The sequence below is a fragment of the Amycolatopsis sp. NPDC051716 genome (genome assembly GCF_040681595.1).
Classification (GTDB): Bacteria; Actinomycetota; Actinomycetes; order Mycobacteriales; family Pseudonocardiaceae; genus Amycolatopsis.
Genome location: NZ_JBFAZA010000046.1, coordinates 54,696 through 80,006, shown reverse-complemented (window position 1 = coordinate 80,006; position 25,311 = coordinate 54,696). Strand labels below are relative to the sequence as shown.

The following is a 25,311-nucleotide window of genomic DNA, read 5'->3' as shown; positions in this document are numbered from 1 at the left end:
CGGGTCCGAAGTTCAGTGACAGCAGCCCGGTCCCCGAGCGCCCCAATGTGGCCTTGGTTGCGTTCAACGCACCCAAGGCGGCCTTCGGTGCGTTCAACGCACCGAAGGCCACATTGGGCCGCTCTTCCCGGACGTCAAACAACTTGCGACGCGCGACACTAGGTGTTGCTCAGCCACCCGCGCGCCAAGCATCCCGGCGGGCACAGCGGCCTCACTGAGCTGAAGGCAGCAGATCCAAAACCCCGGTCCACGACCGCCGGACATCCAGCCGGTGCAGCGTCACCCCGGCGCCCGCGAGGGTGTCGAGGTGGCGCCGCCACGCCGGGTGGTGCTTCCGGGTGTCCTGGATCTGGTACGCCACCACCACCGTGATCCCCGGCGCGCCCAGCACGTCGCCGAGGACCGTCAGCGCCTGGTTGTCCGCGATGCCCAGCGCCAGCTTCGCGACCGAGTTCGCCGACGCGGGCGCGAACAGGAACACCGAAGGGTCCGGATGCGGCCGCGGCTCGCCGGGCAGCCGGGAGACGCTGCGGACCGGCAGGTCGGTGCACGCCGCGAGCTCGTCGAGGCCACCGGCCGATTCCAGCCAGCGGTGAGCGGCCGGGGTCAGCGTGATCGCCGGGCGCCAGCCGCGCTCGGCCGCCGGGCGGGCCAGCTCGGCGGCGAACCGGACGTCCAGCCCGCCGCACGAGCTGGCGACCAGCCCGAGGTCCCTCACGGTTTGCGCAGCACGGCGCAGAACATCGCGTCCGTGCCGTGGCGGTGCGGCCACAGCTGGACGTACGGCCCGTCACCGAGCTCCGGGACGCCCGCGAAGAACTCGCGTGAGTCCACCACTTCGGCCTTCAGCCGCCGCGCCGTCTCCGCGAAGACGCCTTCGGTCTCGGCCAGGTGCGGCGAGCAGACGACGTAGGTCAACGCGCCGCCCGGCCGCAGCAGGTCGTAGGCCGCGGTGATCAGCTCGCCCTGCAGCTTCGTCAGGTCCGCGACGTCGGACGGCTGACGGCGCCAGCGCGCCTCGGGCCGCCGCCGCAGCGCGCCGAGCCCGCTGCACGGCGCGTCGACGAGGATCCGGTCGTACCCCGGCTCCAGGCCGCTCTCCCGCCCGTCGGCCACGTGCACCTTCACCGGCAACCCGCTCGTGGCCTTCTCGACGAGCTTCGCGCGGTGCGGCGCCTTCTCCACGGCGTCGACGGCCGCCCCGCTCAACGCGGCCAGCGCGCCGAGCAGCGCCGCCTTGCCGCCGGGACCGGCGCAGAGGTCGAGCCAGCGCTCGTCGGTGCCCTCGATCGGCACCTTCGTCGCGGCGATCGCGCAGAGCTGGCTGCCCTCGTCCTGCACCGCGGCCAGCCGCTCGCGGACCGGCTCGACGTCGGCCGGATCGCCGGCGCCGGCGGGCAGGCGCACGCCGTAGGGCGAGTACGGCGCCGGGTCGCCGCCGGTGATCGCGGCGAGCTCGTCGGCGCTGATCTCGCCGGGACGCGCCACGAGGTGCACCTCGGGACGCGCGTCGTCGGCTTCCAGCGCGGCCTTGAGGCCGGCGCCCTTGTCACCCAGTGCTTCGGCGAACGACCGCGCGATCCAGCGCGGGTGCGCGGTGCGCAGCGCGTAGGCCCCGATCGGGTCGGCCGCCTCGTCCGGCGCCAGCTCGTCGAGCCACGTCGTTTCGTCCTTTTCGGACACCTTGCGCAGGATGGCGTTCGCGAAACCCGTGGCCCACGAACCGGCTTCCGCGCGCACGAGGTCCACAGTGGACGTCACGGCGGCGTGCTCGGGGATGCGCGTGCGCAGCAGCTGGTAGACGCCGAGGCGCAGCGCGTCGAGCACCGCCGGGTCGGTCTGCTTGAGGGGGCGCTCGGCGCAGGACTCGATGATCGCGTCGAGCAGGCCCTGCGCGCGCGACGTGCCGTACGTGAGTTCGGTGGCCAGCGCCGCGTCCCGTCCCGTGATCCGCCGCTCCCGCAGCAGGTCCGGCAGGACGAGGTTGGCGTAGGCGTCCTTCGTCCGGACGGCCGCGAGGACGTCGAACGCGGCCTGCCGGGCCGGGTCGACCTCCGGCGGGCGGCGCGGCCCTTCCTTGCGCGGTGCCGGACGGCCCCGCTGGGGCCGTGACGGGCGTCGTTCCCTGTGGTCGTTCACCGGAGGCGCTCTCCCTGGTCGATCCTTGTTCCGCGCGCCCAGTCGGTGGCCGCCATCCGTTTCTTGCCGGGTGCCTGGACTTCGCCGAGCCGCAGCGGCTTCGTCGCCGTCCCGACCAGCACCCGCTTGCGTTCGACCACGATCTCGCCCGGCGGCGGGCCGGGTTCGTCGAGCACCGTGACCGGGCCGAGCTTGAACCGCTCGCCGCGGAACTCCGCCCAGGCGCCCGGCTCCGGGGTGACCGACCGGATCAGCCGGTCGACCGCCGGCGCCGGGTCGGCGAAGGACACCCGCGCGTCCTCGACCGTCACCTTCGGCGCGTAGCTGACGCCCTCGGCGGGCTGCTCCCGCGCGACGAGGCTGCCATCGGCCAGACCGTCCATGGTGGACAGCAGCAGCTTGGCCCCGGACTCCGCGAGCCGCCCGAGCAGGGCGCCGGCGGTGTCGGTGGCCCCGATCGCCTCGGTGACGACGCCGTAGACCGGGCCGGCGTCCAGTTCCTTGACGATCCGGAAGGTCGAGGCGCCGGTGATCTCGTCCCCGGCGCGGATCGCGGCCTGCACGGGCGCGGCGCCGCGCCACGCGGGCAGCAGCGAGAAGTGCAGGTTCACCCAGCCCAGCCGCGGAATGTCGAGGGCGGCCTGCGGCAGCAGCGCCCCGTAGGCGACGACGGGGCAGGCGTCCGGCGCGAGCTCGGTGAGCCGCGCGAGAAAGGCGGGGTCCCCGGCGCGCGAGGGCGTGAGGACCTCGATGCCGTGTTCGTCGGCGAGGGCACCGACGGGCGACCGCACGACCCGCCGGCCGCGCCCGGCCTGCGCATCGGGCCGCGTGACGACGGCGACGACCTCGTGCCGCCCGGAGTCGAGCAGGGCACGCAGGGCGGGGACCGCCGGGTCGGGAGTGCCGGCGAAGACGAGCTTCATCGGCCCACCCCCGGCGGAAGCAGGGTTTCAGGTGGCTGGAACATCGGGGCCGAGTCTAGAAGGCCCCGTTCAGCTGGGCGCGGCCAGCTCAGGCCTGGCTGTCCACAAGGTCACCGCGATGTGGACAACCAGGTCCCGGCGACGTGCTTTCGCGGCTTTTCGTCGGGGGGTGGCGATAGGCTGGACAAGGGCACGCCCCCCAGGGAGGGCAGGGTTCCGGCAAAGTATTTTGTGCTGGTCATGGGGTGATTCCGAAGAGTGTGAGTGGCCGGGTGGTGTGGCGGAGGGCTGCGGCGATGCTGGTGTGTCCTGCGGTGCGTAGGGCGCTGATGGCGAGGTTGCGCAGGGAGGCCATCGCTCGGGGTCCGGTGCCAGTGCGGACGCGGGATGCGTCTTCGTTGTAGGTGGTGTCGCGGACCCAGTGCAGCCGGTTTTCGATTTCCCGGTGTCGGCGTAGGTGGCCGGCGATGCTGGCGGGGCCGGTGCTGGCGGGCAGGCAACAGCAGGCACGGCTCTCTCACAGATCATGGGCTTCGACAACCACATGATCACCACCGAGAGCCGTGTCTGCCTGCACCAACACGACTTTGCCGGAACCCTGCCAGGGAGGGCGGGGGCTTTTTTTCCCGCCGGTGCCGGGTCGCTAGGCAGTGCGCGCGGCCTGCCCGCCTCTCCCGATGCAATCGACCTGCCCGCCTCTCCCGAACGAAAAGGCGGGCCTCGACCTCAGCCCTACCAGCGCGCCGGCCACACCACCTGCGCCGCACCCTGCCCGCGCCGCACCGGTTCCGCCGCGGCCAACCACCGGCCGTCCCTCAGGCGCTCCACGCCCGTCGCCGCGCCGATCTCTGCCGGGGCCGTCGAGAAGCCCTGGCCTCGGGCCTGCAGCGCCGCCGTCTCCGGCTGGTCCAGGAATGCCTGCTCCACCTGGGCCTGCGCCGAGTTGCGCTGCGACGCCCGCGGGGCCGCGATCGCGTCCTCCAGCGACAAGCCGCGGTCGAGGCGGCCGAGGATCACCTGGAGCACCGTCGTGATGATCGACGCTCCGCCCGGGGAACCGGTCGCGAAGAACGGGCGGCCGTGGTCGAGGACGATCGTCGGGGCCATCGACGAGCGGGGGCGCTTGCCCGGGCCCGGGAGGTTCGGGTCCGGGACACCCGGCGTCACCGGCGTGAACGAGAAGTCGGTCAGCTCGTTGTTCAGCAGGAACCCGCGGCCCGGCACGACGATGCCGCTGCCACCCTCCTGCTCGATCGTCAACGTGTAGGCGACGACGTTGCCCCACTTGTCCGCCACCGTCAGGTGCGTCGTGTTCTCACCCTCGTACGGCGTAGGGGCCGCCACCGAGCCCGCGGCGCACGATGCCGGGTGCCGGGGGTCGGCCGGGGCGACCGGGCTGGTCGCCGCCTTGTCCTTCGAGATCAGGCACGCCCGGGAGTCGGCGAACCGCTGGCTCAGCAGCTCGCGCGCCGGGACGTCGACGAACGCCGGATCGCCGATCCAGCGGTTGCGGTCGGCGAAGGCGAAGCGGGTCGACTCCAGGAAGTACTGCAGGTAGTCGGCCTTGCTCGCGTGCTTCAGGTCGAAGTTCTCGAGGATGTTGAGCGCCTCGCCGACCGTCAGCCCGCCCGACGACGGCGCCGGCATGCCGTAGACGTCGAGGCCCTCGTAGCGCGCGTGGGTCGGGTCGCGCTCGATGGCTCGGTAAGCGGCGAGGTCGCCCGTGGTGAGGTTCCCGGGGCGGGCGTTCAGCGTCGAAGCCGGGTCGACCGGCGGTTTCTGCACGGTCTTGGCGATGTCCGCGCCGATCGGGCCCCGGTACAGCGCGTCGACGCCGGACCGCTCGAGCTGCGCGTACGTGGCCGCCAGGTCGGGGTTCTTGAAGACCGTCCCCGGCGCCGGGGGCGCGCCACCCGGCAGGTACAGCGACCGCGTCGACGGGAACGCGGAGAACCGCGCCGCGTTGTTCGCGATCTGCGTCTGGAACGTCTGGTCGACGACGAAGCCGGTGCGCGCGAGGTTCTCGGCGGGCCTCAGCGACTTCGCCAGCGACCGCGTCCCCCACTTGCGCAGGGCTTCGGCCCAGGTCGCGGGCGTGCCGGGCACGCCGACGCTCAGGCCGCTGGTGACGGCGTCGGCGAACGCGAGCGGCTTGCCGTTTTCGACGAAGAGGTTCTCGTCGGCGGTCTTCGGCGCGGTCTCGCGGCCGTCCAGGGTGTGCACGCGGTGGGTCTTGGCGTCGTAGTAGACGAAGAACCCGCCGCCGCCGACCCCGGCCGAGAACGGGTCGGTGACGCCGAGCGCGGCGGCGACCGCGACGGCCGCGTCGACGGCGTTCCCGCCGTCGCGCAGGACCTGCGTGCCGATCGCGGTGGCGTCGGCGTCGATGCTGGCGACAGCGCCTCCGAAGCCGACGGCGACCGGCGACTTCGGCGTGGGCGTGGCGGCGGTGGCGGGCACGGCGGCGCCGGCGGTGAGCACGGCGGCGACGGCCAGGACGAGCGTGGTGCGGCTCCAGTGCGCGGGCATGCGAGCGAGTCTGCCCCTTGGTCAAGGCGGCTTCAAGACATCGACCGACTTATGCACGGTTCTCGGATCGCTTCCCGACCGGAAGACTGGGTGGCGGAGATCGCTCAGCGACGTGGAGGAAACCCGTGCGCCTTTCCGCCCTGCTCCCCTTGCTTTCCGCCGTGCCGATGTTCGTGCTCCCCGGCGTCGCCGCGGCCACGCCGGCGCGGAGCTGCTTCGACGCGGCCGTCCCGCTGACCGTGGAGGAGCAGCGGCTGACCGCGACGATGCCGTCCGGTGGGCCGGCCGTCGGCCCCGAACTGGTCCGGCTGGCCGGGCTGGCCCCCTTCGTCGCCGACGTCGAGCACGACCTCTGCGCCGCACGCACCCCGCGCCGGGCCGAACGGGTGGTCGCGCAGGCCGGTGCCCGGCTGTGGCGGACCGCGGTCGACCGCGCCCAGGGCCGCACGCCCGGCCTCGGCACGCTCGACCGCTTCGACGACCGGCCGCTGTACTGGGCGCGGCTGCAGCTCAGCAGCGCGGTGCGGCAATGGCGGCCGTCCTTCCCGCTTCCGGCGTCGCAGCGGGTGTCGCTGCTCGCGGCGTTCGACCGCGGATCGCGCGGCCTCGACGACGTCCGGTTCCCGCTCGGGAAGACGCGGCGGGTCATGGTGAGCGGCTTCGACCCGTTCCAGCTCGACGGCGCCGGTGTCCGGATCTCGAACCCGGCCGGCGCCGCGGCCCTGCAGCTGGACGGGCGGATCCTCGCCACGCCGTCGGGGCCGGCCGTGGTGCAGGCGGTGAACTTCCCGGTCGTGTGGGGCTACTTCGACGCGGGCATCGTGGAAGCGGCCTACGGCACGGCGTTGCGCGACCGCGCGCGACGGCCGGACGTGATCATGACCATCAGCCAGGGGCGCCCGGGCCGGTTCGACATCGAACGCTGGGCCGGCGCCTGGCGCGGCGGCTTCCCCGACAACGACAACGTGTCGATCACCGGCGGCGTGCCACCGGCCGCGGGCTGGCCGCAGCCGGACGTCCAGTTCATCGAGACGACGCTGCCGTACGACCGGATGCTGGCCGCACCGGCCGGCGCCTATCCGGTGAACTTCAATCAGGCGTTCTGTGTCTGGCCGGACGCGGCCCACCCGGGCACCGGAACCCCGGTGTGCCGCTCGGACGCCCCCGCCGCGGGCGAGATCGCCGCCTCCGGCGGGGGCGGGAACTACCTGTCCAACGAATCGATGTTCCGCAGCAACCGCGTCCGCACCGGCCTGGGGTTGACGTCGGTGGCCGGCGGGCACCTGCACACCCCGGTCCTGGGCGAGCCGACGGCCCCGGACGCGCTGACGGACGCGGACTTCGAAGCCCGCCGCTAGGCGATCGCGGCCCAGGTGCTCACGTTGACGACGGCGGCCGCGAGCGGCCCGGGCACCGCCGCTCCGCCCGGAGTCACGGAATCGCCGCGTGCCGCGGTGGAATCGTTGCCGGGCACGGTCCTGCCGGGCTGAGCAGCGCACGGTTCGCCGCCGGGGACGTAGGCGCTCCCTCACCGGCTGCCCACACAATGGGTGATACACCCACCCGAAATCGGATCGATCACGGAATTACTTTCGCATTCTGATTCCGGTTTCCGGTCGTACACTGAGCGGATGGGCAGCCAGGAGCAGCACGCACTCGATTCCCTCTACGCGATCGACAATGTGCTGACGATCGATATCACGCTGCCGCAGGCGGACTGGGACGCCGTGCGCAGCGAGCAGCCCGCCGGTGGGGTGTGCAACTTCGACTGGACCGGCGGCAGCCGTTACACCTGGCGGAAGGCGACGTCGGTCGAGCTGTCCGGGACGAAGTTCCCCGCGCGGACGGCGTTCCCCGACGTCGGGATCAAGAAGAAGTCGTTCTGCGGCTCGATCAACAGCGACAAGCCCTGCCTGCACATCGACTTCGGGAAGTTCCTCGACGCGAACAAGGATCCGGTCCGCGAGCTGATCGGGTCGCGGTACCTGACGCTCAACAACTCCGTCCAGGACCTGTCCTACGTCCGGCAGCTGCTCGGCTACAAACTGTTCGAGCTCGCCGGTCTCCCCCATTCCCGCGGCAATTACGCTCAGGTGCGCGTGAACGGCGTGCCGATCGGGCAGGGCGTGGCCGGCGTCGACAGCCCCGGGGTCTTCGTCAACGTCGAGCCGATCATGCCGCGGTACATCGAGCGGAACTTCGGCCACCCGAACGGCAACCTCTACGAACTGGAACACCAGGACGACTTCGTCGCCGCCCGGCTGCCACTCATCGGGGTGGAGCCGCTGTCGAAGTTCGACGACAAGGCCGATCTGCGGTTCGCCATCGACCACATCGCCGCGCACGGGGTGGCCGGGGCGAGCGAAGTCTTCGACCTCGACCAGTTCATCAAGATCTACGCGATGGAGTTCTTGCTCAAGCACTGGGACGGCTACTCCCGCAACACCAACAACACCTACGTCTACAACGACGTGGACGCCGTCGCCGATCCGGGCGTCGGCGACATCGATTTCAAGCTGATCCCGTGGGGCCTCGACCAGACCCTCCAGCCCACCCGGCACTTCCGGCTCGACACCGTCGGGCTCCTCGCCAAGCTCGTGCGCGACGACCCGGCGCGGCGGGCTCAGGTGGTCGACCAGGTCCGCAGCTACCGCGAAACCGTGTTCGGCTTCCGGACCCAGCAGGACGTGCTCAAGCCGTTGCTCGACGGGATGGGGACCGTGCTGGCCGGGCTCGGCGTGCCGGACCCGCCCACGCAGCTCACCGCCGTGCGCAAGCAGCTGCGGCTCGCCGCGTCCGCCGGCTACCTCTGCGGCGGCCTGCCCGGCGCCGAGGGCGCCTACGTCCGCGACGACGTCACCAACGAGTGCCTGCACGCCAGCGGCAGCGAAGCCATCCCGGCCACGGCGGCCGAGCCCGGCGGGGGCGAGGTCGTGCACCGGCTGCGGCCGGCGAACGTCGACGACACGGACCTGTGGTGCTTCGCGCCGCTCGGCACCGGGCAATCGGTGGGCAGCAAGGCGTCCGGCCGGGTGCTCCACGCGACCACGACGACCTCGAGCCAGGGCCACGAACTGCTCTGCACGCGCGCGGCCGACGACTCCGCCCACGCCGACGAGTTTTCGGTGACCGCGATCGACCCGGTCGGCGACGAATTCACGTTCAGCGGCTATTTCACGATGACGAGCGTCCGGACCGGGCTGGGCGCGGCTTTCGGCACGGATCCGACGGCGGCCGGGAAACCGCGGGTCCACCAGGACCCCACGCCGTCGAAGCTGTACTTTTCCTGAAATCAGAGAACCGCGTAGCCGCCGGCGTCATCGACGATCAAGATCCGCCGCCCGCCGTAGACCGGAAACGTCGTGACGCCCTCCGGCTTCGCGGTCCGGTGGAAGGTGACGTCGAGCAGCCCGGCGTGGTCGTCGGCGCGGTGCCACGCGGCGAGCCGGAAGGGCGCGTCGCCGTGGCTGGTCGAACGCCCGAGCAGCAGCAGGAAATCGCCGGTGGCCGCGTCCCCGGAAATGTCCCGGATCCCTTGCGTCCCCTCCGGCCGGGGCAGCCGCACGTGGATCAGTTCGGGCCGGCCCAGTGACGCGGTCGTCCACCGGGCGCCGCCGACGTCGGCGGGCACCCGGACCAGCGTGACGCGGCCCGGGCTCGCCGGTCCCCGCAGGCCGAACAGCAGCGCGCCCGCCTTCCGGTCCCAGGTCAGGCCTTCCACGTTGAGCCCGCCCGCGTCCGGCTCCCGCCGCCCGGCCGCGGCGAGCGCGGGTTCGCGGGCGAGCAGCCAGTCCCGGAACCCGGTCATCGGTTCCGCGGGCAGCTCACCGTGGGGCGAGTAGCGGACGCGCACGAGGCCGTCGCAGCGCCGGTTTCCGTCCCCGACGCACAGAGACGACGAAACGACGAGGAAGATTTCGCCGTTCACGTCGACCCGGGTAAGGCCTTCGGGATCGCGCAGCATTCCCTTGCCGACGCCGGCCAACGGGCGGCGGTGAATGCGTTCGACCGCCAAGATGCCGGGATCGAACGTCATTTCGAACAAGGCGGTGGGGTCTTTGTTGTCGATGAAGACGAACCGCCGGAAATCCACCTGCGCCACCCCGGAAGCGTTGAACGGCTCGGTGCCGTTCCGCTCCGGGAAAGGTACCGGCCGGACCTTCGTCATGGCCCCAAAATACCGCCATCGCGGCGGAAATCCGGAAAATCAGATCAGGTCGAGCGGATCCACCTGGATGCGGATCGGTTCGGTGGCCTTCCGGGCGTCCCGGCGGGCCGCCGCCGCGTGGATCGAGGCCGCCAGGGCCTTGCCCTCCGCGCGGGACACGCGCACCAGCGCCCGCTCCCGGTCCGCGTTGCCCTCCTCGTCCAGCTCGCCGATCGGGACCGGGCCCAGGACCTCCCCGGACGACGGCAGCGGCAGGTCCTCCAGCAGGGCCGCCACCGCGTCCGGGCTGCCCTCCACGCTCGCCATCCGCATCGCCGGCGGGAAGCCCAGCTCGCGCCGCTCCCCCAGCTCTTGGGCCGCGTGCCAGGCCGGGTCCCAGCGGACCAGGGCCTGGACCACCGCCAGCCCCGCCTCCGCGCCGACGATCACGCGGCCGCCCGCCGCGGCCGGGCGGACCAGGGCCGCCGCCGCCATCCAGCGGCGCAGGGTCTCCTCGCCCGCCCGCAGGTCCTGGCGGCCCAGCAGCGCCCAGCCGTCCAGCAGCAGGGCCGCGCCGTAGCCGCCGTCGGCCACCGGTTCCGCGCCCGGCGTGCACACCACCAGCGCCGGTTTGCCCGGCACCGAGTCCAGCACCTCCGCCGCCCCGGACGTGCGGACCGGGATGCCCGGGAACGCGCGGCCGAGCTCCTCCGCCGTCCGCTTCGCGCCGACGATCACCGCGCGCAGCCGGACCGAGCCGCACGCCGTGCAGCGGAACGCCGTTTCGGGGACGCCGCACCAGCGGCAGGCCGGCGGTTTCGGCTGCCCGTCGAGCGATCCGCCGGGCAGGGCCAGCGGCCCCGCGCACCGGCGGCAGTGCGCGGGCGTGCGGCAGTTTCCGCAGGCCAGGCCGGGCACGTACCCGCGCCGCGGCACCTGGATCAGGGCCGGGAGGTCCGCCGCGAACGCCTGGCGCGCCGCCTCGAAGGCCACCGCCGGCAGGCGCGCCACCCGGGCGGCCTCGTCCCGGGCGACGTCGAAGTCCTCGCCGACCGGGGTGACGCGCGGGGCCGCCGCGCGCAGCGTCACGCGGTCCGCCAGGACCGGTGCGGCCCAGCCGGACTCGACGAGCAGCTGGGCCTCGGCCGTCCGGGCGAAGCCGCCGACCAGCAGCGACGCCTTCGCCGCGTGGGCGCGGTCCATCAGGACGTCGCGGACGTGCGGGTACGGCGCGTGCTGGTCGAGGTGCAGGTCGTCGCCGTCGTCCCAGACGGCGAACAGACCGGGGTCGCGGACCGGGGCGAACATCGCCGCCCGCGTCCCGACGACCACCCGCACCGCGCCGCGCAGCACGGCCAGCCAGCGGCGGTACCGCTCGGCGGGCCCGAGCCCGGCGATCAGCGCCACGACGGCGTCCTCGCCCACGACCGCCGCGCAGGCCGCGTGCACCCGGGTCAGGTCGCGGTGGTCCGGCACCACCAGCACCGCGCCCCGCCCCGCCCCGGCCACCGTGCCGGCGGCCTCGGCGAGCCGGCGGGGCCAGTCCTCGCCCGGCAGGGCCTGCCAGACGGCGTTCGCGGGCTTGCCCTCGGCCAGTGCCTCCACGAACGCCGGGCCACGCTGGTAACGCGCCCAGGCCGTCGCGTCCGGCGCTTCCGGTGGTCCCGCCGGCGGGACCGGCGGCTCGCCTTCGGCCTTGGCGTGCCGGGGCGGGATGGCGAGCCGCAGGACGTCGGACAGCGTGCCGCCGTAGCGGTCGGCGACCGCCCGGCACACCGCGTGCAGCGACGGCGGCAGCACCGGCTCGGCCGACGTCACGCGGTCGAGGAACGCCAGCTTGCTGCCGTAGTCGCTGGTCTCGCCGCGTTCGATCAGGTAGCCGTCGACGAGCTGCCCGGCGAACCGGACGCGGACGCGGCAGCCCGGCACGGCGGTGTCGTGCAGCTTCTCCGGCACGAGGTAGTCGAAGGTGCGGTCCAGGTGCGCCAGGGGGATGTCGACGACGATCCGCGCGACCGGCAGCTCGGGTGCGCGCGACTGAGCGCCCTTCGCCTTCTCCCCCGGCTTCGGCGCCTTCTTCCGGGCACGCGAGGGCGCCGCCTTGGCGGCGGGCGGCTTCTCCGGGAGGTCCCAGAGAGCTTCGGGCTCGGAACTGCTCACGCCGTGATCTCTACCAGACCCCTCCGACAACCCGGACACGAGGAAGGCCACCCCGGGAGAACCGCGGGGTGGCCTTCACCGGATCGTGCGTCAGGCTCCCGCGGCCGCCTTGAGGGCCTCGGCGCGGGCCGTGCTCTCCCAGGGGAGGTCCAGCTCGGGCCGGCCGAAGTGGCCGTACGCCGCCGTCGGGGCGTAGATCGGGCGCAGCAGGTCGAGGTCGCGGATGATCGCCGCCGGCCGGAGGTCGAAGACCTCGGTGATGGCCTGCTGAATCTTCGACGGGTCGACCGTCTCGGTGCCGAACGTCTCGACGAACAGGCCGACCGGGGCCGCCTTGCCGATCGCGTAGGCGACCTGGACCTCGGTGCGGGAGGCCAGGCCCGCGGCGACGACGTTCTTGGCCACCCAGCGCATCGCGTACGCGGCGGAACGGTCGACCTTGGACGGGTCCTTGCCGGAGAACGCGCCGCCGCCGTGACGGGCCATGCCGCCGTAGGTGTCGACGATGATCTTGCGGCCGGTCAGGCCGGCGTCGCCCATCGGGCCGCCGATGACGAACCGGCCGGTCGGGTTGACCAGCAGGCGCGCGTTCGAGGTGTCGATGCCCAGGTTCTCGAGCTCGGGGCCGACGACGTGCTCCTTGACGTCGACGCTGAGCATCTTCTCCAGGTCGATGCCGTCGGCGTGCTGCGAGGACACGACGACGGTGTCGAGGCGCACCGGCTGGTCGCCGGCGTACTCGATGGTGACCTGGGTCTTGCCGTCCGGGCGCAGGTACGGCAGCACGCCGTCCTTGCGGACCGCGGTCAGGCGCTTCGAGAGGCGGTGGGCCAGCGCGATCGGCAGCGGCATCAGCTCGGGGGTGTCCGAGCAGGCGTAGCCGAACATCAGGCCCTGGTCGCCGGCGCCCTGGCGGTTGATCTCGTCTTCGTCGGATTCGACGCGCGACTCGTACGCGGTGTCGACACCCTGGGCGATGTCGGGCGACTGCGAGCCGATCGCGACGTTGACGCCGCAGGAGTTGCCGTCGAAGCCCTTGGCGGAGGAGTCGTAGCCGATCTTGAGGATGACGTCGCGGACGATCGTCGGGATGTCGGCGTACGCCTCGGTGGTCACCTCGCCGGCCACGTGCACCTGGCCGGTGGTGATCAGGGTTTCGACGGCGACGCGGCTGCGCGGGTCCTTCGACAGCAAGCCGTCGAGGATCGAGTCGCTGATGGCGTCGCAGATCTTGTCGGGGTGCCCTTCGGTCACCGACTCCGAGGTGAACAATCTGCTGCTGGACGCGGTCACGGTGGCCGTCACTTCCTCACCTAGTCGTCGGATGCCTCGAAAGTTAGGCACCCCTTAGCTATGCAAGCGTACTGACTATCGCTCGGGGGACGGTCAACGCTTCATGAAGCTCACAACAGCGTCCCACAACGTGGACGCCAGTTCAGCCTTCGCACCGAGAGGTATAGGGATTTCCGTGCCGTCGGACCCGAGCAGCCAGCCCGAATTGTCCTCGGTGCCGAACGCTTTCCCGTCGCCGACGGCGTTGACCACCAGCAGATCCGCGCCCTTGCGCTTGAGCTTCGCGCGGGCGTGGTCGAGCACGCCACCCTGCGCGTCGCCGGTTTCCGCGGCGAACCCCACGACGACCTGCCCGGGACGCCGGTTTCGCACCAATTCGGCGAGGATGTCGGCGTTGCGGTCCAGGGTGATGACCGGATCCGGTTGGTCGTCGGACTTCTTGATCTTGTGGTCGGCCCGGTTCGCCGGCCGGAAGTCGGCGACGGCGGCGGCCATCACGACGACGTCCGCGGACTGGGACGCGGCGTGCACGGCCTGCCGCAGCTCCTCGGCCGTCGAGACGTGCTCCACGGCCGCGCCCGCCGGGTCCGGCAGCGCGACGGTGTGCGCGGTGACCAGGGTGACGTCGGCGCCGCGCTGGGCGGCGACGCGGGCCAGCGCGTAGCCCTGCTTGCCGGACGAGCGGTTGCCCAGGTAGCGCACCGGGTCGAGGGGCTCGCGGGTACCGCCCGCCGAAACCACCACGCGGACGCCTTCGAGGTCGCGCGGGAGGGCGTCCGGGCGGGCCAGCAGCAGCCGCGCCAGGTCGACGATCTCGGCCGGGTTCGCCAGGCGGCCCTTGCCGGTGTCGACACCGGTCAGCCGGCCGGAGTCGGGCTCGGTCACGACCACGCCGCGCGAGCGCAGCAGGGCGACGTTGTCGCGGGTCGCGGGGTGCTCCCACATCTCCGTGTGCATCGCCGGGAAGAAGGCGACCGGGCACCGGGCGGTGAGCAGGGTGTTGGTCAGCAGGTCGTCGGCGAGGCCGTGGGCGGCCTTGGCGAGCAGGTTCGCCGTGGCCGGGACGACCAGGACCAGGTCGGCTTCCTTGCCGACGCGGACGTGCTGGACCTCGGGGACCTCGGTGAACACGCCCGTGTGCACCGGGTGCCCGGAGAGGGCTTCGAAGGTCGCCGCGCCGACGAAGTTCAGCGCGGCTTCGGTGGGGACCACGCGGACGTCGTGACCGGATTCGGTCAGCCCGCGCAGCACCTCACAGGCCTTGTAGGCGGCGATGCCGCCGCCCACGCCCAGGACGACGCGGGGCTTACTCACCCTCGGTGTGCTCGAGCAGGCCGCCGTGGATCTCGCGCAGCGCGATCGAGAGCGGCTTCTCGCGCGGGCCCGGCTCGACGAGCGGGCCGACGTACTCGAGCAGACCCTCGCCCAGCTGGGCGTAGTAGTCGTTGATCTGGCGGGCGCGCTTCGCCGAGTAGATCACCAGCGCGTACTTGGAGCTGACCTTCTCGAGCAGGTCGTCGATCGGGGGGTTGGTGATGCCCTCGAGCTCTTCGGTCAGGGCTACCTGGGTGGTCACTCGTGGTGCTCCGCTTCGTCGGAAAACTGATCAGCTGTAATCAAGTTTAGCAAGTGCTCGGCGGCCTCCCGCACGTCGGCGTTGACGAGGCGGTGGTCGAACTCCCCCGCCGCCGCCAGCTCGCGCTCCGCTTCGGCCAGCCGGGCCTGTACGGCGGCCTCGTTTTCGGTGCCGCGCCCGGTGAGCCTGCCGACCAGTTCCTCCCACGACGGCGGCATCAGCATCACCAGCCGGGCCTCCGGCATCGCCGCGCGGACCTGGCGGGCGCCCTGCAGTTCGATCTCCAGGACGGCCGGGCGGCCCTCGGCGAGTGCCTTCTCGACCGGCTCGCGCGGAGTGCCGTAGCGGTTGCCGGCGAACTCGGCCCATTCCAGCAGCCGTCCGTCGGCGACCATCGCGTCGAACTCCGCGCGGTCGACGAAGTGGTAGTGCGCCCCGTCGACTTCGCCGGGACGCGGGTGGCGGGTGGTGACCGAGACGCTGAACCAGACGTCGGGCTCCAGCTTCCGCAGCTCGCCCACCACGCTCGACTTCCCGACTCCCGAAGGCCCCGATACGACGGTGAGCCGGTGGCGGGAGAACTCCCCCGCCACCGGCTCACTGCCTCGGTCGGCGCCCCGGCTCACCGGGTAGTCACGACCGGCGCCGTTCACTCGCCGCTGAACTCGGCCAGCAGCGCCTTGCGCTGCCGGTCGCCGAGGCCACGAAGGCGACGGCTGGGGGCGATCTCCAGTCGTTCCATGGTCTGCTGCGCGCGGACCTTGCCGACGCCCGGGAGGGCCTCGAGCAGAGCCGAAACCTTCATCTTGCCGAGGACTTCGTTCTCCTCGGCCTGCTTCAGCACGTCGACCAGAGTGGTACCGCCCCGCTTCAGCCGCTCCTTCAGCTCAGCACGGATCTTGCGAGCGGCGGCGGCCTTCTCCAGCGCCGCAGCGCGCTGTTCCTCTGTCAGCTGGGGAAGTGCCACGTTTTCCTCCGGTAGTTCTCAAAACTGGGTGGGTGACGCGACGGTACCCACCCGTGAGCACCGGCCACAATGCGGGGGTGCCTGGTGGGGGCCCGTTCCGGCCCCTGCTATTGGTCGTTTTCCTGCGGGTCGGCCAGCACTTCGGCGACCCGTTCGACCGCTTGGCGCAAAGCCGCTTGCTCCGGACCGTGCTTCAGGATGTCCCGGGACGACGCGGGCAGCACGCCCGGCAGGGACGCACCGAACAGGGCCCGCAAATCGGCCACAGTGGCTCCCTGGGCCCCGAAACCGGGCGCCAGCACCGGACCGGTCAACCGCGAAAGATCGAGCTCTCCCGGCGGAACGGTGGCCCCGACGACGACACCCACATCGCCGAGCGGTTCCGCGCCTGCGTTGAGTGCCGCGGCCGAGTCGACGATCGCCTGCGCGACCGTGCGCCCGTCGGGCAGCTTCGCGTTCTGCACTTCGCCCGCTTCGGGGTTCGAAGTCCGCGCGAGCACGAAGAGGCCGCGCCCCGCCGAGACCGCCGTTTCGGCGCATTGGGCCAAAGAGCCGAAGCCGAGGTACGGCGAAACGGTGATCGCGTCGGCGGCGATCACCGCACCCTCGGCGACGTACGCGGCGGTGTAGGCGCCCATCGTGGAGCCGATGTCGCCGCGCTTGACGTCCAGCAGCACCAGCGCGCCGGCTTCGCGGGCGGTCTCGACCACCCGTTCCAGCACCCGGACACCGGCCGCCCCGAAACTTTCGAAGAACGCCGACTGCGGCTTCACGATCGCCGCGTGCGCCGCCAGGACCTCCGTCGCGGACAGCGCGAACCGTTCCAGGCCCGAGACGTCCACCGGGAGCCCCCAGGCCTCGATCAGGCCCGGGTGGGGGTCGATCCCGGCGCACAGCGGGCCGCGGGCCGCGACGGCCTTGGCCAGCCGCGCCCCGAACCGCTCCCCCGCCGAAGCCGCCGTCACGACTTCGCCTTCAGCGCCGCCTGCAGCTCCTGCAGGGACTTGACCCCGATGTCGCCCCGGATCAGCGCTTCGATGCCGTGCACGGCCGCCGCGGCGCCCTGCACGGTCGTCACGCACGGGATGTCCCGCGACACCGCGGCGGTGCGGATTTCGTAGCCGTCGACGCGCGGACCACTGTTCCCGTAGGGAGTGTTGATCACCATGTCGACATCGCCGTTCAGGATGACGTCCACGATGTTCGGCTCGGCTTCGGTCGAACCCTCGTAGTGCTTGCGCACCACCGTGCACGGGATCCCGTTGCGCCGCAGCACTTCCGCGGTGCCGGAGGTGGCGAGGATCTCGAACCCGAGGTCCGCCAGCCGCTTCACCGGGAACACCAGCGAGCGCTTGTCGCGGTTGGCCACCGAGACGAACACCCGGCCGGACGTCGGCAGCGAGCCGTACGCGCCGCTCTGCGACTTGGCGAACGCCTTGCCGAAGGAGACGTCGACGCCCATCACCTCGCCGGTGGACTTCATCTCCGGGCCCAGCAGCGAGTCGACGCCGTGGCCTTCGGGGGTGCGGAAGCGGTGGAAGGGCAGCACGGCCTCCTTCACCGCGACCGGCGAGTCGGCCGGCATCCGCCCGCCGTCGCCCTCGGCCGGCAGGACGCCGCTCTCGCGCAGGTCCTTGATCGTCGAGCCGGTCATGATCAGCGCGGCGGCCTTGGCCAGCGGCACGGCCGTCGCCTTGGACACGAACGGCACCGTCCGCGACGCGCGCGGGTTGGCCTCCAGGACGTACAGGACGTCGTCCTTGAGCGCGTACTGGACGTTCAGGAGCCCGCGCACGCCCACGCCGCGGGCGATGGCCTCGGTGGAGCGCCGGACGGCCTCCAGGTCGGTGTGCCCGAGCGTGATCGGCGGCAGCGCGCACGAGGAGTCACCGGAGTGGATGCCGGCTTCCTCGATGTGCTCCATGACGCCGCCGAGGTAGAGCTCCTCGCCGTCGAACAGCGCGTCGACGTCGATTTCGATGGCGTCGTCGAGGAACCGGTCCACGAGCACCGGGTGCTCGGGGTTGATCTCGGTGGCGCGGCTGATGTAGCCGGCGAGGGTCTCCTCGTCGTAGACGATCTCCATGCCGCGCCCGCCGAGCACGTACGACGGCCGCACCAGCACCGGGTAGCCGATCTCGTCGGCGATCCGCTTGGCGCCCTCGAACGACGTCGCCGTGCCGTAGCGCGGCGCGGGCAGCCCGGCCTCGGTGAGCACCTCGCCGAACGCGCCGCGGTCCTCGGCCAGGTGGATCGCCTCCGGCGGCGTGCCGACCACCGGCACCCCGGCGTCGGCGAGCCGCTTCGCCAGGCCCAGCGGGGTCTGGCCGCCGAGCTGGACGATGACGCCGGCGACCGTGCCGGACGCCTGCTCGGCGTGCACGACCTCGAGCACGTCCTCGAAGGACAGCGGCTCGAAGTACAGCCGGTCGGACGTGTCGTAGTCGGTGGACACGGTTTCCGGGTTGCAGTTGACCATCACGGCCTCGAACCCGGCCTCCCGCAACGCGATCGCCGCGTGCACGCAGGAGTAGTCGAACTCGATGCCCTGCCCGATCCGGTTGGGGCCGCTGCCGAGGATGAGCACCTTCGGCTTGTCCGACTGGACGGCCACTTCGGACTGGGCCTCGGGGTCGGACTCGTAAGCCGAGTAGTGGTACGGCGTCTTGGCGGCGAACTCGGCCGCGCAGGTGTCGACGGTCTTGAACACCGGCCGCACGCCGAGGCGGTGGCGGAGGGTGCGGACGCCGTCCTCGCCGGCCAGTTCCGGCCGCAGCGCGGCGATCTGGCGGTCCGACAGCCCGGTGCGCTTGGCGCGGCGCAGCAGCTCGCCGTCGAGCACCGGCGCGTCACGGACCTCGGCGCCGACCTCGCCGATGTAGGCGATCTGGTCGATGAACCACGGGTCGATGCCACTCGCTTCGTGGACCTGCTCGACGGAGGCGCCGAGCCGCAGCGCCCGCTCCACTTCGTACAGCCGGCCCTCGTGCGGCGTGCGCAGCTCGTCCAAAGTGGACTCCAGCGTGGCGCCGGCGGGGTCGGGCAGCGTCCAGAAGCCGGTCGCCTTGGTCTCGATCGACCGCATCACCTTGCCGAGCGCCTCGGGGAAGCTGCGGCCGAACGACATCGCTTCGCCGACGCTCTTCATCGTCGTGGTCAGCGTCGGGTCCGCGCCCGGGAACTTTTCGAAGGCGAACCGCGGCATCTTCACGACGACGTAGTCCAAAGTGGGCTCGAACGCGGCCGGCGTCTCGCCGGTGATGTCGTTCTGGATCTCGTCGAGCGTGTAGCCGATGGCGAGCTTCGCGGCGATCTTGGCGATCGGGAAGCCGGTGGCCTTCGACGCCAGCGCGGAAGACCGCGACACGCGCGGGTTCATCTCGATGACGACCATCCGGCCGTCACGCGGGTTGATCGCGAACTGGATGTTGCAGCCACCGGTGTCGACGCCGACCTCGCGCAGCACGGCGATGCCGACGTCCCGCATCACCTGGTACTCGCGGTCGGTGAGGGTCATCGTCGGCGCGACGGTGACCGAGTCGCCGGTGTGCACGCCCATCGCGTCGATGTTCTCGATCGAGCAGACGACCACGACGTTGTCGTGCTTGTCGCGCATCAGCTCGAGCTCGTACTCCTTCCAGCCGAGCACGCTCTCCTCGATGAGCACCTCGGTGACCGGGGATTCGGTGAGCCCGGTGGAGGCGAGCCGTTCGAGGTCCTCGGGCGTGTGCGCCATGCCGGAGCCGAGCCCGCCCATGGTGAACGACGGCCGGATGACCACCGGCAGCCCGAGCTCCTTGACGGTGTCGCGGACCTCGTCCATGTCGTGGCAGACGCGGGAGCGCGGAACGTCGGCACCGATGGTGCGCACGATGTCCTTGAACTTCTGCCGGTCTTCACCGCGCTGGATGGCGTCGATGTCGGCACCGATCAGCTCGACGCCGTACTTGTCGAGCACCCCGCGCTCGTGCAGGGCGACCGCGCAGTTGAGCGCGGTCTGCCCGCCGAGGGTGGCCAGAAGAGCATCGACGGGCGTACCCCGTTGACTTTCACACGCGATGACCTTCTCGACGAAGTCCGGCGTCACCGGCTCGATGTAGGTGGCGTCGGCGAACTCGGGGTCGGTCATGATGGTGGCCGGGTTCGAGTTCACCAGGGACACGCGCAGGCCTTCGCTGCGCAGCACCCGGCAGGCCTGGGTACCGGAGTAGTCGAACTCCGCGGCCTGCCCGATCACGATCGGCCCGGAGCCGATCACCAGCACGTGCTGGATGTCCGTCCTCTTCGGCATCAGGCCTTCTTCTCCATGAGCGAAACGAAATCGTCGAACAGGGGGGCCGCGTCGTGCGGGCCGGCCGCGGCTTCGGGGTGGTACTGCACCGAGAACGCCGGGACGTCCAGCGCCCGGACGCCCTCGACCGTGTCGTCGTTGGGGCAGTAGTGGCTGATCTGCGCCGCCCCGAACGGGGACTCGAACCGCTGGCCCGGCTCACCCTCGAGGGCGAAGCCGTGGTTCTGCGCCGTGATCGCCACCGACCGGGTCGCCACGTCGATCACCGGGATGTTGATGCCGCGGTGGCCGTAGCGCATCTTGTACGTCCCCAGGCCCAGCGCGCGGCCGAGGACCTGGTTGCCGAAGCAGATGCCGAACAGCGGGATTTCGCGGCCCAGCACCTGCTTGGTGAGCTCGGTCGCGTGCGTGGTCGTGGCCGGGTCGCCCGGGCCGTTGGAGAGGAACACGCCGTGCGGCTCGATCGCCAGCAGGTCGTCCAGCGTCGACGTCGAGGGCAGCACGTGCACCTCGATGCCGCGCTTGACCATCTGCCGCGGGGTGTTGGACTTGATGCCCAGGTCCAGCGCGACCACCCGGAAGCGTGGCTCGCCGTCGGGCGAGACGACGTACGGCTTGGGCGTCGAAACCTGGCCCGCCAGGTCGGCGCCTTCCATCTTCGGGCTCGCCAGCACCGAAGCGACCATGTCGTCGACGGTGCCCAGCGCGTCACCGGAGAAGACCCCGGCGCGCATCGCGCCGAGCTCGCGCAGGTGGCGGGTCAGCGAGCGGGTGTCGACCTCGGCGATGCCGACGACCCCCTGGCGCACCAGTTCCTCGTCCAGCGTCCGGCGAGAGCGCCAGTTGGACGGCGTCCGGGCGGGGTCGCGCACCACGTACCCGTTCACCCAGATCTTCGAGGACTCGTCGTCCTCGTCGTTCCAGCCGGTGTTGCCGATCTGCGGCGCGGTCTGCACCACGATCTGCCCGTGGTAGGACGGGTCGGTCAGCGTTTCCTGGTAGCCGGTCATGCCGGTGCAGAACACCGCCTCGCCGAGGGTTCGCCCCTGCGCGCCGTAGGCAGCGCCGCGGAACACCCGGCCGTCTTCGAGTACCAGTGCGGCCTGAGCGCGCGCGTTCACTGGGCACCTCCCTTGATCTTGAGCTGTTCGATCCACTGTGGATAGTCGTCGAGGTCGTCGCCGCGGAAGCCGGTGTCGAGGTCGGCGCCGCCGAGCCGCCAGGTGATGACGAGCAGCGCGTCGGTGCCCATCACCTTCCCGGCGATCTTCGTGTCGCGCCGGATGCCGGTGACGGCGTCCCGCGGGATCCAGAAGTCGGGCGCTCCCCCGCGCTCGACGGCGACACCGCCGTCGTGCAGCCGCCAGACCGCGCCGGTGCGCAGTCCCGCGCCGCGGGTGACGATCCGGTCCTGCCAGTTCCCGGCGGTGGTGGTGGCCAGGTAGACGCCGGTGGACTCCAGCAGCGCGTCGCCGGCGTCTTCGGGGATCGCGGGGAACGGCGGCACCCGGGCGCTCTGCGAGCGGGACTTGCGGCGCCAGCCCAGGTACATGCCCCACAGGCAGAGCAGGACGAAGGCGAAGATCGCCAGCACGAGCCAGAAGCGCTCCATCAGCAGATCTTCCCGTCCCGCGCGGTGATCCGCCCGCGCAGCAGCGTCGCGGTCACCACGCCGGGCAGCCGCATTCCCTCGTACGGGGTGTTGGCCGCGAGGCTGGCCAGCTCGGCACCCCGGACCGTCCACTCGGCGTCCGGGTCGACCAGCGTCAGGTTCGCCGGCTCGCCGGCGGCGATCGGGCGGCCCTGGTCGGCCAGGTTGCCGATCTCGGCGGGCCGCTCGCTCATCACGCGGGCGACGCCGCGCCAGTCGAGCAGGCCGGTGCGCACCATCGTCTCGGCCACGATGGACAGCGCCGTCTGCAGCCCGAGCATGCCCGGCCGGGCCGCGGTCCACTCGGTGTCCTTGTCCTGCACCGCGTGCGGCGCGTGGTCGGTGGCGACGCAGTCGATGGTCCCGTCGGCCAGCGCGGTCCGCAGCTTCTCCGCGTCGGACTCGGTGCGCAGCGGCGGGTTCACCTTGTTCACCGGGTCGTAGGTGGCCAGGCGCTCGTCGGTGAGCAGCAGGTGGTGGGGCGTGACCTCGGCCGACACCTTGGTGCCGCGGTCCTTCGCCCAGCGCAGCACGTCCGCGGTGCCCGAAGTGGAGACATGGCAGACGTGCAGCCGCGCGTTCGCGTGCAGGGCCAGCAGGCAGTCGCGGGCCACGATGGACTCTTCGGCGGCGGCGGGCCAGCCGGTGTAGCCGAGCCTCGCCGCGCGCTCGCCCTCGTGGGCCTGGGCGCCGACGGTCAGCCGCGGCTCCTCGGCGTGCTGCGCGATGACGACGTCGAGCGCGGTCGAGTACTCCAGCGCGCGGCGCATCAGCAGCGGGTCGGCGACGCAGAGGCCGTCGTCGGAGAACACCTTCACCCGCGCCTGCGAGGTGGCCATCGTGCCCAGCTCGGCGAGCTTCTCGCCCTTGAGCCCGACGGTGACCGCGCCGACCGGGTGGACGTCGACCAGGCCGACCTCCCGGCCACGCCGCCAGACGTGGTCGACGATCACCGCGTTGTCGGCGACCGGGTCGGTGTTGGCCATGGCGAACACCGCGGTGTACCCGCCGAGCGCCGCCGCGGCCGAGCCGGTTTCGATCGTCTCGGTGTCCTCGCGGCCGGGTTCGCGCAGGTGGGTGTGCAGGTCGACGAAGCCGGGGAGGAGCACCTGCCCGGCGGCGTCGATGACGTCGGCGTCTTCCGGGACCTCGATCGCGCCGATCGCGGTGATCACGCCGTCCTCGATCAGGACGTCGACCGGGTCACCCTCGCCGTACGGGCGGGCGCCCTGGATCACGGTGCTCACGCGGCGGCTCCTTCACTGGCCAGGAGGTGGTAGAGGACCGCCATGCGCACGTGGACGCCGTTGCGGACCTGTTCGGTGATGGCCGAGGCCGGGGAGTCGGCGACCGCGCTCGCGATCTCCATCCCGCGCAGCATCGGGCCGGGGTGCAGGACGACCGCGTGGTCCGGCAGCAGCTTCTGCCGCCGTTCCGACAGGCCGTACGCGATCGAGTACTCACGCGCGCTCGGGAAGAACCCGCCGTGCATCCGCTCCGCCTGGACGCGCAGCATCATGACGGCGTCGACCGCGGGCAGCTCGGCGTCCAGGTCGTGCGAAACGGTCACCGGAAGGCTTTCGACACCGTAAGGCAGCAACGTCGGCGGCGCGACGAGCACGACTTCGGCGCCCAGGGCCGAGAGCAGGTGGATGTTCGAGCGGGCGACCCGGCTGTGCAGGACGTCGCCGACGATCGCGATCCGGCGGTCCTTGAGCGAACCCAGGCGCTCGCGCAGGGTCGCCGCGTCGAGCAGCGCCTGCGTCGGGTGCTCGTGGGTGCCGTCGCCGGCGTTGACCACCGAGGTGCCGGGCTCGGCCAGCCACTCCGAGAGGCGCTGGGCGGCGCCGCTGGCCGGGTGCCGGACGATCACGCAGTCGGCGCCCGCGGCGGCCAGCGTCAGCGCCGTGTCGCGAAGGGACTCCCCCTTGTTGACCGAGGAGCTGGACGCGGAGACGTTGATCACGTCCGCGCTCATCCACTTGCCGGCGATCTCGAACGACACCCGGGTGCGGGTCGAGTTCTCGTAGAACAGGGTGATCACCGTGCGGCCGCGCAGCGTCGGCAGCTTCTTGACCTCGCGGCCGAGCAGCGTGTGCTTCAGCTCGTCGGCGGTGTCGAGCACGGCCGTGGCCAGCGCCGGGTCCAGGCCGTCGGTGGCGAGCAGGTGCTTCACGAGTCCTCTCCAGCAGCTTCGGACGGGCCGGTTTCCGCGGGACGCAGCAGGACCGCGTCCCGGCCGTCGATCTCGGCCAGCAGGACGGACACGCCCTCGGTGCGGGCGGTCGGGACGTTCTTGCCCACGTAGTCGGCGCGGATCGGCAGCTCGCGGTGACCGCGGTCGACCAGCACGGCCAGCTGGACCGCGCGCGGGCGGCCATGATCACGCAGGGCATCGAGCGCGGCCCGGATCGTGCGGCCGGAGAAGAGGACGTCGTCGACCAGGATCACCACGCGGTCGTCGATGCCGTCGGCGGGCAGCTGCGTCTGTTCGAGCGCGCGCGGCGGGCGGCGGCGGAGGTCGTCCCGGTAGAGGGTGACGTCCAGGGCGCCGGCGGGCGGGCGGACCCCGGAGAACTCGCCGATCTTGTCGGCCAGGCGGACCGCGAGCGGCGTGCCCCGGGACGGGATGCCGAGCAACACGGGCGGGGTAGTGCTCTCCGCACCGTTCGCGGTCTTTTCGATGACCTGATGGGCCATTCGGGCGATAGTGCGCGCGACATCGCCGGCCGTCAGGAGCTCGCGCTCCCCGGCCGAACCAGCCGCGTCACGCGGGCGTGACGACAAACCGGACTCCTTCCCCGCCTCACCGGACGGGTCCTTAAAGGACGTCTGTTCCCCTGCTGGTCGGGGCTTTCCCACCGACAGTAGCAGGCACTTTGCTCAGTCTTCCGGGTGGTGTGGCGTGATTCGCGGCAAGCTTCTGCTTGACCTGGTGACAACAATGCGTAACCATTACTCTGAGTATTCGACTCAGCGAGTCCCCCGGCCCGGTCACCCCGACCGGGAGGGGGTGAAGAACGGAGAACGACCAGATGGGCGATTACGCCAAGGCGCTCGGGGCCAAGCTCCGCGGGATCCGCCAGCAGCAGGGCCTGTCCCTGCACGGGGTCGAGCAGAAGTCCGGTGGGCGCTGGAAGGCCGTCGTCGTCGGCTCGTACGAGCGTGGCGACCGCGCCGTCACCGTCCAGAAGCTGGCCGAGCTGGCCGACTTCTACGGCGTGCCGGTGGTCGAGCTGCTGCCCGAGGGCCGGGTCCCCTCCGGTGCCGAGCCCGCCACGAAGATCGTGATCAACCTCGAGCGCCTGCAGCAGCTGCCGGCCGAGAAGGTGGGCCCGCTGGCGCGCTACGCGGCGACGATCCAGAGCCAGCGCGGCGACTACAACGGCAAGGTGCTCTCGATCCGCACCGAGGACCTGCGGTCCCTGGCGATCATCTACGACATGACCCCGGGCGAGCTGACCGAGCAGCTCATCGACTGGGGCGTGCTGCCGCCGGAGGCGCGTCCTTCCAAGGAGGACTGATCTCCTCGTGTGCGGTGCCGACGCAGTGAGCGTCCCCCGGTGGGGCACCGGAGACGCTCACTGAATCGTCGGGGGGCTCGTTCGGGGGCGAGCCTGCCCCGCGGTCACCTG

At 71.9% G+C, this 25,311-nt stretch carries 20 protein-coding genes and 2 pseudogenes; 3 read left to right on the top strand and 19 right to left on the bottom strand.

Translation table 11 applies throughout. The features are described 5' to 3' along the window. Nucleotides 1-211: 211 nt before the first annotated feature. The 5 genes and pseudogenes from AB0M30_RS41670 to ggt form a co-directional block, all read right to left on the bottom strand. On the bottom strand, nt 212-718 hold the full coding sequence (locus AB0M30_RS41670; protein ID WP_364596367.1) for a flavoprotein: 507 nt from the start codon (nt 716-718) through the stop codon (nt 212-214). Further along, nucleotides 715-2,139: a transcription antitermination factor NusB gene (locus tag AB0M30_RS41665; RefSeq protein ID WP_364596364.1), complete on the bottom strand. Its 1,425-nt coding sequence runs from the start codon at nt 2,137-2,139 to the stop codon at nt 715-717. The genes AB0M30_RS41670 and AB0M30_RS41665 overlap by 4 nt, the downstream gene beginning before the upstream one ends. After that, nucleotides 2,136-3,062 carry a methionyl-tRNA formyltransferase gene (fmt, locus tag AB0M30_RS41660; RefSeq protein WP_364596361.1) on the bottom strand — a complete coding sequence of 309 codons (927 nt, stop codon included), beginning with the start codon at nt 3,060-3,062 and terminating at the stop codon, nt 2,136-2,138. Before fmt ends, AB0M30_RS41665 begins: the two co-directional genes overlap by 4 nt. 238 nt (nt 3,063-3,300) lie before the next feature. After that, nucleotides 3,301-3,501 (bottom strand): annotated as a pseudogene (locus AB0M30_RS41655) (ISAs1 family transposase); the annotation flags it as partial. Between the two features lie 293 nt (nt 3,502-3,794). Next, nucleotides 3,795-5,591, bottom strand: a complete 1,797-nt coding sequence (ggt, locus tag AB0M30_RS41650) for a gamma-glutamyltransferase (protein WP_364596358.1) — start codon at nt 5,589-5,591, stop codon at nt 3,795-3,797. 125 nt (nt 5,592-5,716) lie between these two features. Between ggt and AB0M30_RS41645 the strand changes: the two are divergent. After that, nucleotides 5,717-7,081: pseudogene (locus AB0M30_RS41645) on the top strand (hypothetical protein). Between the two features lie 141 nt (nt 7,082-7,222). Beyond that, on the top strand, nt 7,223-8,881 hold the full coding sequence (locus AB0M30_RS41640) for a CotH kinase family protein (RefSeq protein WP_364596355.1): 1,659 nt from the start codon (nt 7,223-7,225) through the stop codon (nt 8,879-8,881). Between the two features lie 2 nt (nt 8,882-8,883). Here AB0M30_RS41640 and AB0M30_RS41635 read toward each other — a convergent pair whose 3' ends face one another. From AB0M30_RS41635 to pyrR, 14 genes are all read right to left on the bottom strand, one after another. After that, nucleotides 8,884-9,759: a hypothetical protein gene (locus AB0M30_RS41635; protein ID WP_364596353.1), complete on the bottom strand. Its 876-nt coding sequence runs from the start codon at nt 9,757-9,759 to the stop codon at nt 8,884-8,886. Nucleotides 9,760-9,798: 39 nt separating this feature from the next. Then, entirely contained in the window at nt 9,799-11,898 is a 2,100-nt protein-coding gene (locus AB0M30_RS41630; RefSeq protein ID WP_364596350.1) for a primosomal protein N', read from the bottom strand. A 90-nt stretch (nt 11,899-11,988) separates the two neighbouring features. Next, the gene (gene metK, locus AB0M30_RS41625) at nt 11,989-13,191 is read right to left on the bottom strand and encodes a methionine adenosyltransferase (RefSeq protein ID WP_360183539.1); all 1,203 of its coding nucleotides are present in this window, start codon (nt 13,189-13,191) and stop codon (nt 11,989-11,991) included. 93 nt (nt 13,192-13,284) lie between these two features. Then, nucleotides 13,285-14,505 (bottom strand): bifunctional phosphopantothenoylcysteine decarboxylase/phosphopantothenate--cysteine ligase CoaBC, encoded by a 1,221-nt coding sequence (gene coaBC, locus AB0M30_RS41620; protein ID WP_364596347.1) that lies wholly within the window; start codon nt 14,503-14,505, stop codon nt 13,285-13,287. Then, on the bottom strand, nt 14,498-14,767 hold the full coding sequence (rpoZ, locus tag AB0M30_RS41615) for a DNA-directed RNA polymerase subunit omega (RefSeq protein WP_013224624.1): 270 nt from the start codon (nt 14,765-14,767) through the stop codon (nt 14,498-14,500). The genes coaBC and rpoZ overlap by 8 nt, the downstream gene beginning before the upstream one ends. Then, nucleotides 14,764-15,420: a guanylate kinase gene (gene gmk, locus AB0M30_RS41610; RefSeq protein ID WP_014466863.1), complete on the bottom strand. Its 657-nt coding sequence runs from the start codon at nt 15,418-15,420 to the stop codon at nt 14,764-14,766. The genes rpoZ and gmk overlap by 4 nt, the downstream gene beginning before the upstream one ends. Then, a complete protein-coding gene (gene mihF, locus AB0M30_RS41605) occupies nt 15,417-15,734 on the bottom strand; it encodes an integration host factor, actinobacterial type (RefSeq protein WP_013224622.1) in 318 nt (105 codons plus the stop codon). Before mihF ends, gmk begins: the two co-directional genes overlap by 4 nt. Before the next feature lie 107 nt (nt 15,735-15,841). Beyond that, nucleotides 15,842-16,699 (bottom strand): orotidine-5'-phosphate decarboxylase, encoded by an 858-nt coding sequence (gene pyrF / locus AB0M30_RS41600; protein ID WP_364596344.1) that lies wholly within the window; start codon nt 16,697-16,699, stop codon nt 15,842-15,844. After that, nucleotides 16,696-20,025 carry a carbamoyl-phosphate synthase large subunit gene (gene carB / locus AB0M30_RS41595; protein ID WP_364596341.1) on the bottom strand — a complete coding sequence of 1,110 codons (3,330 nt, stop codon included), beginning with the start codon at nt 20,023-20,025 and terminating at the stop codon, nt 16,696-16,698. The genes pyrF and carB overlap by 4 nt, the downstream gene beginning before the upstream one ends. Beyond that, complete coding sequence (carA, locus tag AB0M30_RS41590; protein ID WP_364596339.1) at nt 20,025-21,146, bottom strand: glutamine-hydrolyzing carbamoyl-phosphate synthase small subunit; 1,122 nt, start codon at nt 21,144-21,146, stop codon at nt 20,025-20,027. The genes carB and carA overlap by 1 nt, the downstream gene beginning before the upstream one ends. Beyond that, nucleotides 21,143-21,637, bottom strand: coding sequence for a transporter (locus AB0M30_RS41585; RefSeq protein ID WP_364596336.1), 495 nt, complete (start codon nt 21,635-21,637; stop codon nt 21,143-21,145). Before AB0M30_RS41585 ends, carA begins: the two co-directional genes overlap by 4 nt. Beyond that, complete coding sequence (locus AB0M30_RS41580) at nt 21,637-22,923, bottom strand: dihydroorotase (protein ID WP_364596333.1); 1,287 nt, start codon at nt 22,921-22,923, stop codon at nt 21,637-21,639. The genes AB0M30_RS41585 and AB0M30_RS41580 overlap by 1 nt, the downstream gene beginning before the upstream one ends. Beyond that, on the bottom strand, nt 22,920-23,852 hold the full coding sequence (locus tag AB0M30_RS41575; RefSeq protein WP_086841743.1) for an aspartate carbamoyltransferase catalytic subunit: 933 nt from the start codon (nt 23,850-23,852) through the stop codon (nt 22,920-22,922). The genes AB0M30_RS41580 and AB0M30_RS41575 overlap by 4 nt, the downstream gene beginning before the upstream one ends. After that, the gene (pyrR, locus tag AB0M30_RS41570) at nt 23,849-24,463 is read right to left on the bottom strand and encodes a bifunctional pyr operon transcriptional regulator/uracil phosphoribosyltransferase PyrR (protein ID WP_364596330.1); all 615 of its coding nucleotides are present in this window, start codon (nt 24,461-24,463) and stop codon (nt 23,849-23,851) included. The genes AB0M30_RS41575 and pyrR overlap by 4 nt, the downstream gene beginning before the upstream one ends. 248 nt (nt 24,464-24,711) lie before the next feature. Between pyrR and AB0M30_RS41565 the strand changes: the two genes are divergently transcribed. Further along, nucleotides 24,712-25,200: a helix-turn-helix domain-containing protein gene (locus AB0M30_RS41565; protein WP_003096372.1), complete on the top strand. Its 489-nt coding sequence runs from the start codon at nt 24,712-24,714 to the stop codon at nt 25,198-25,200. Nucleotides 25,201-25,311: the final 111 nt, after the last annotated feature.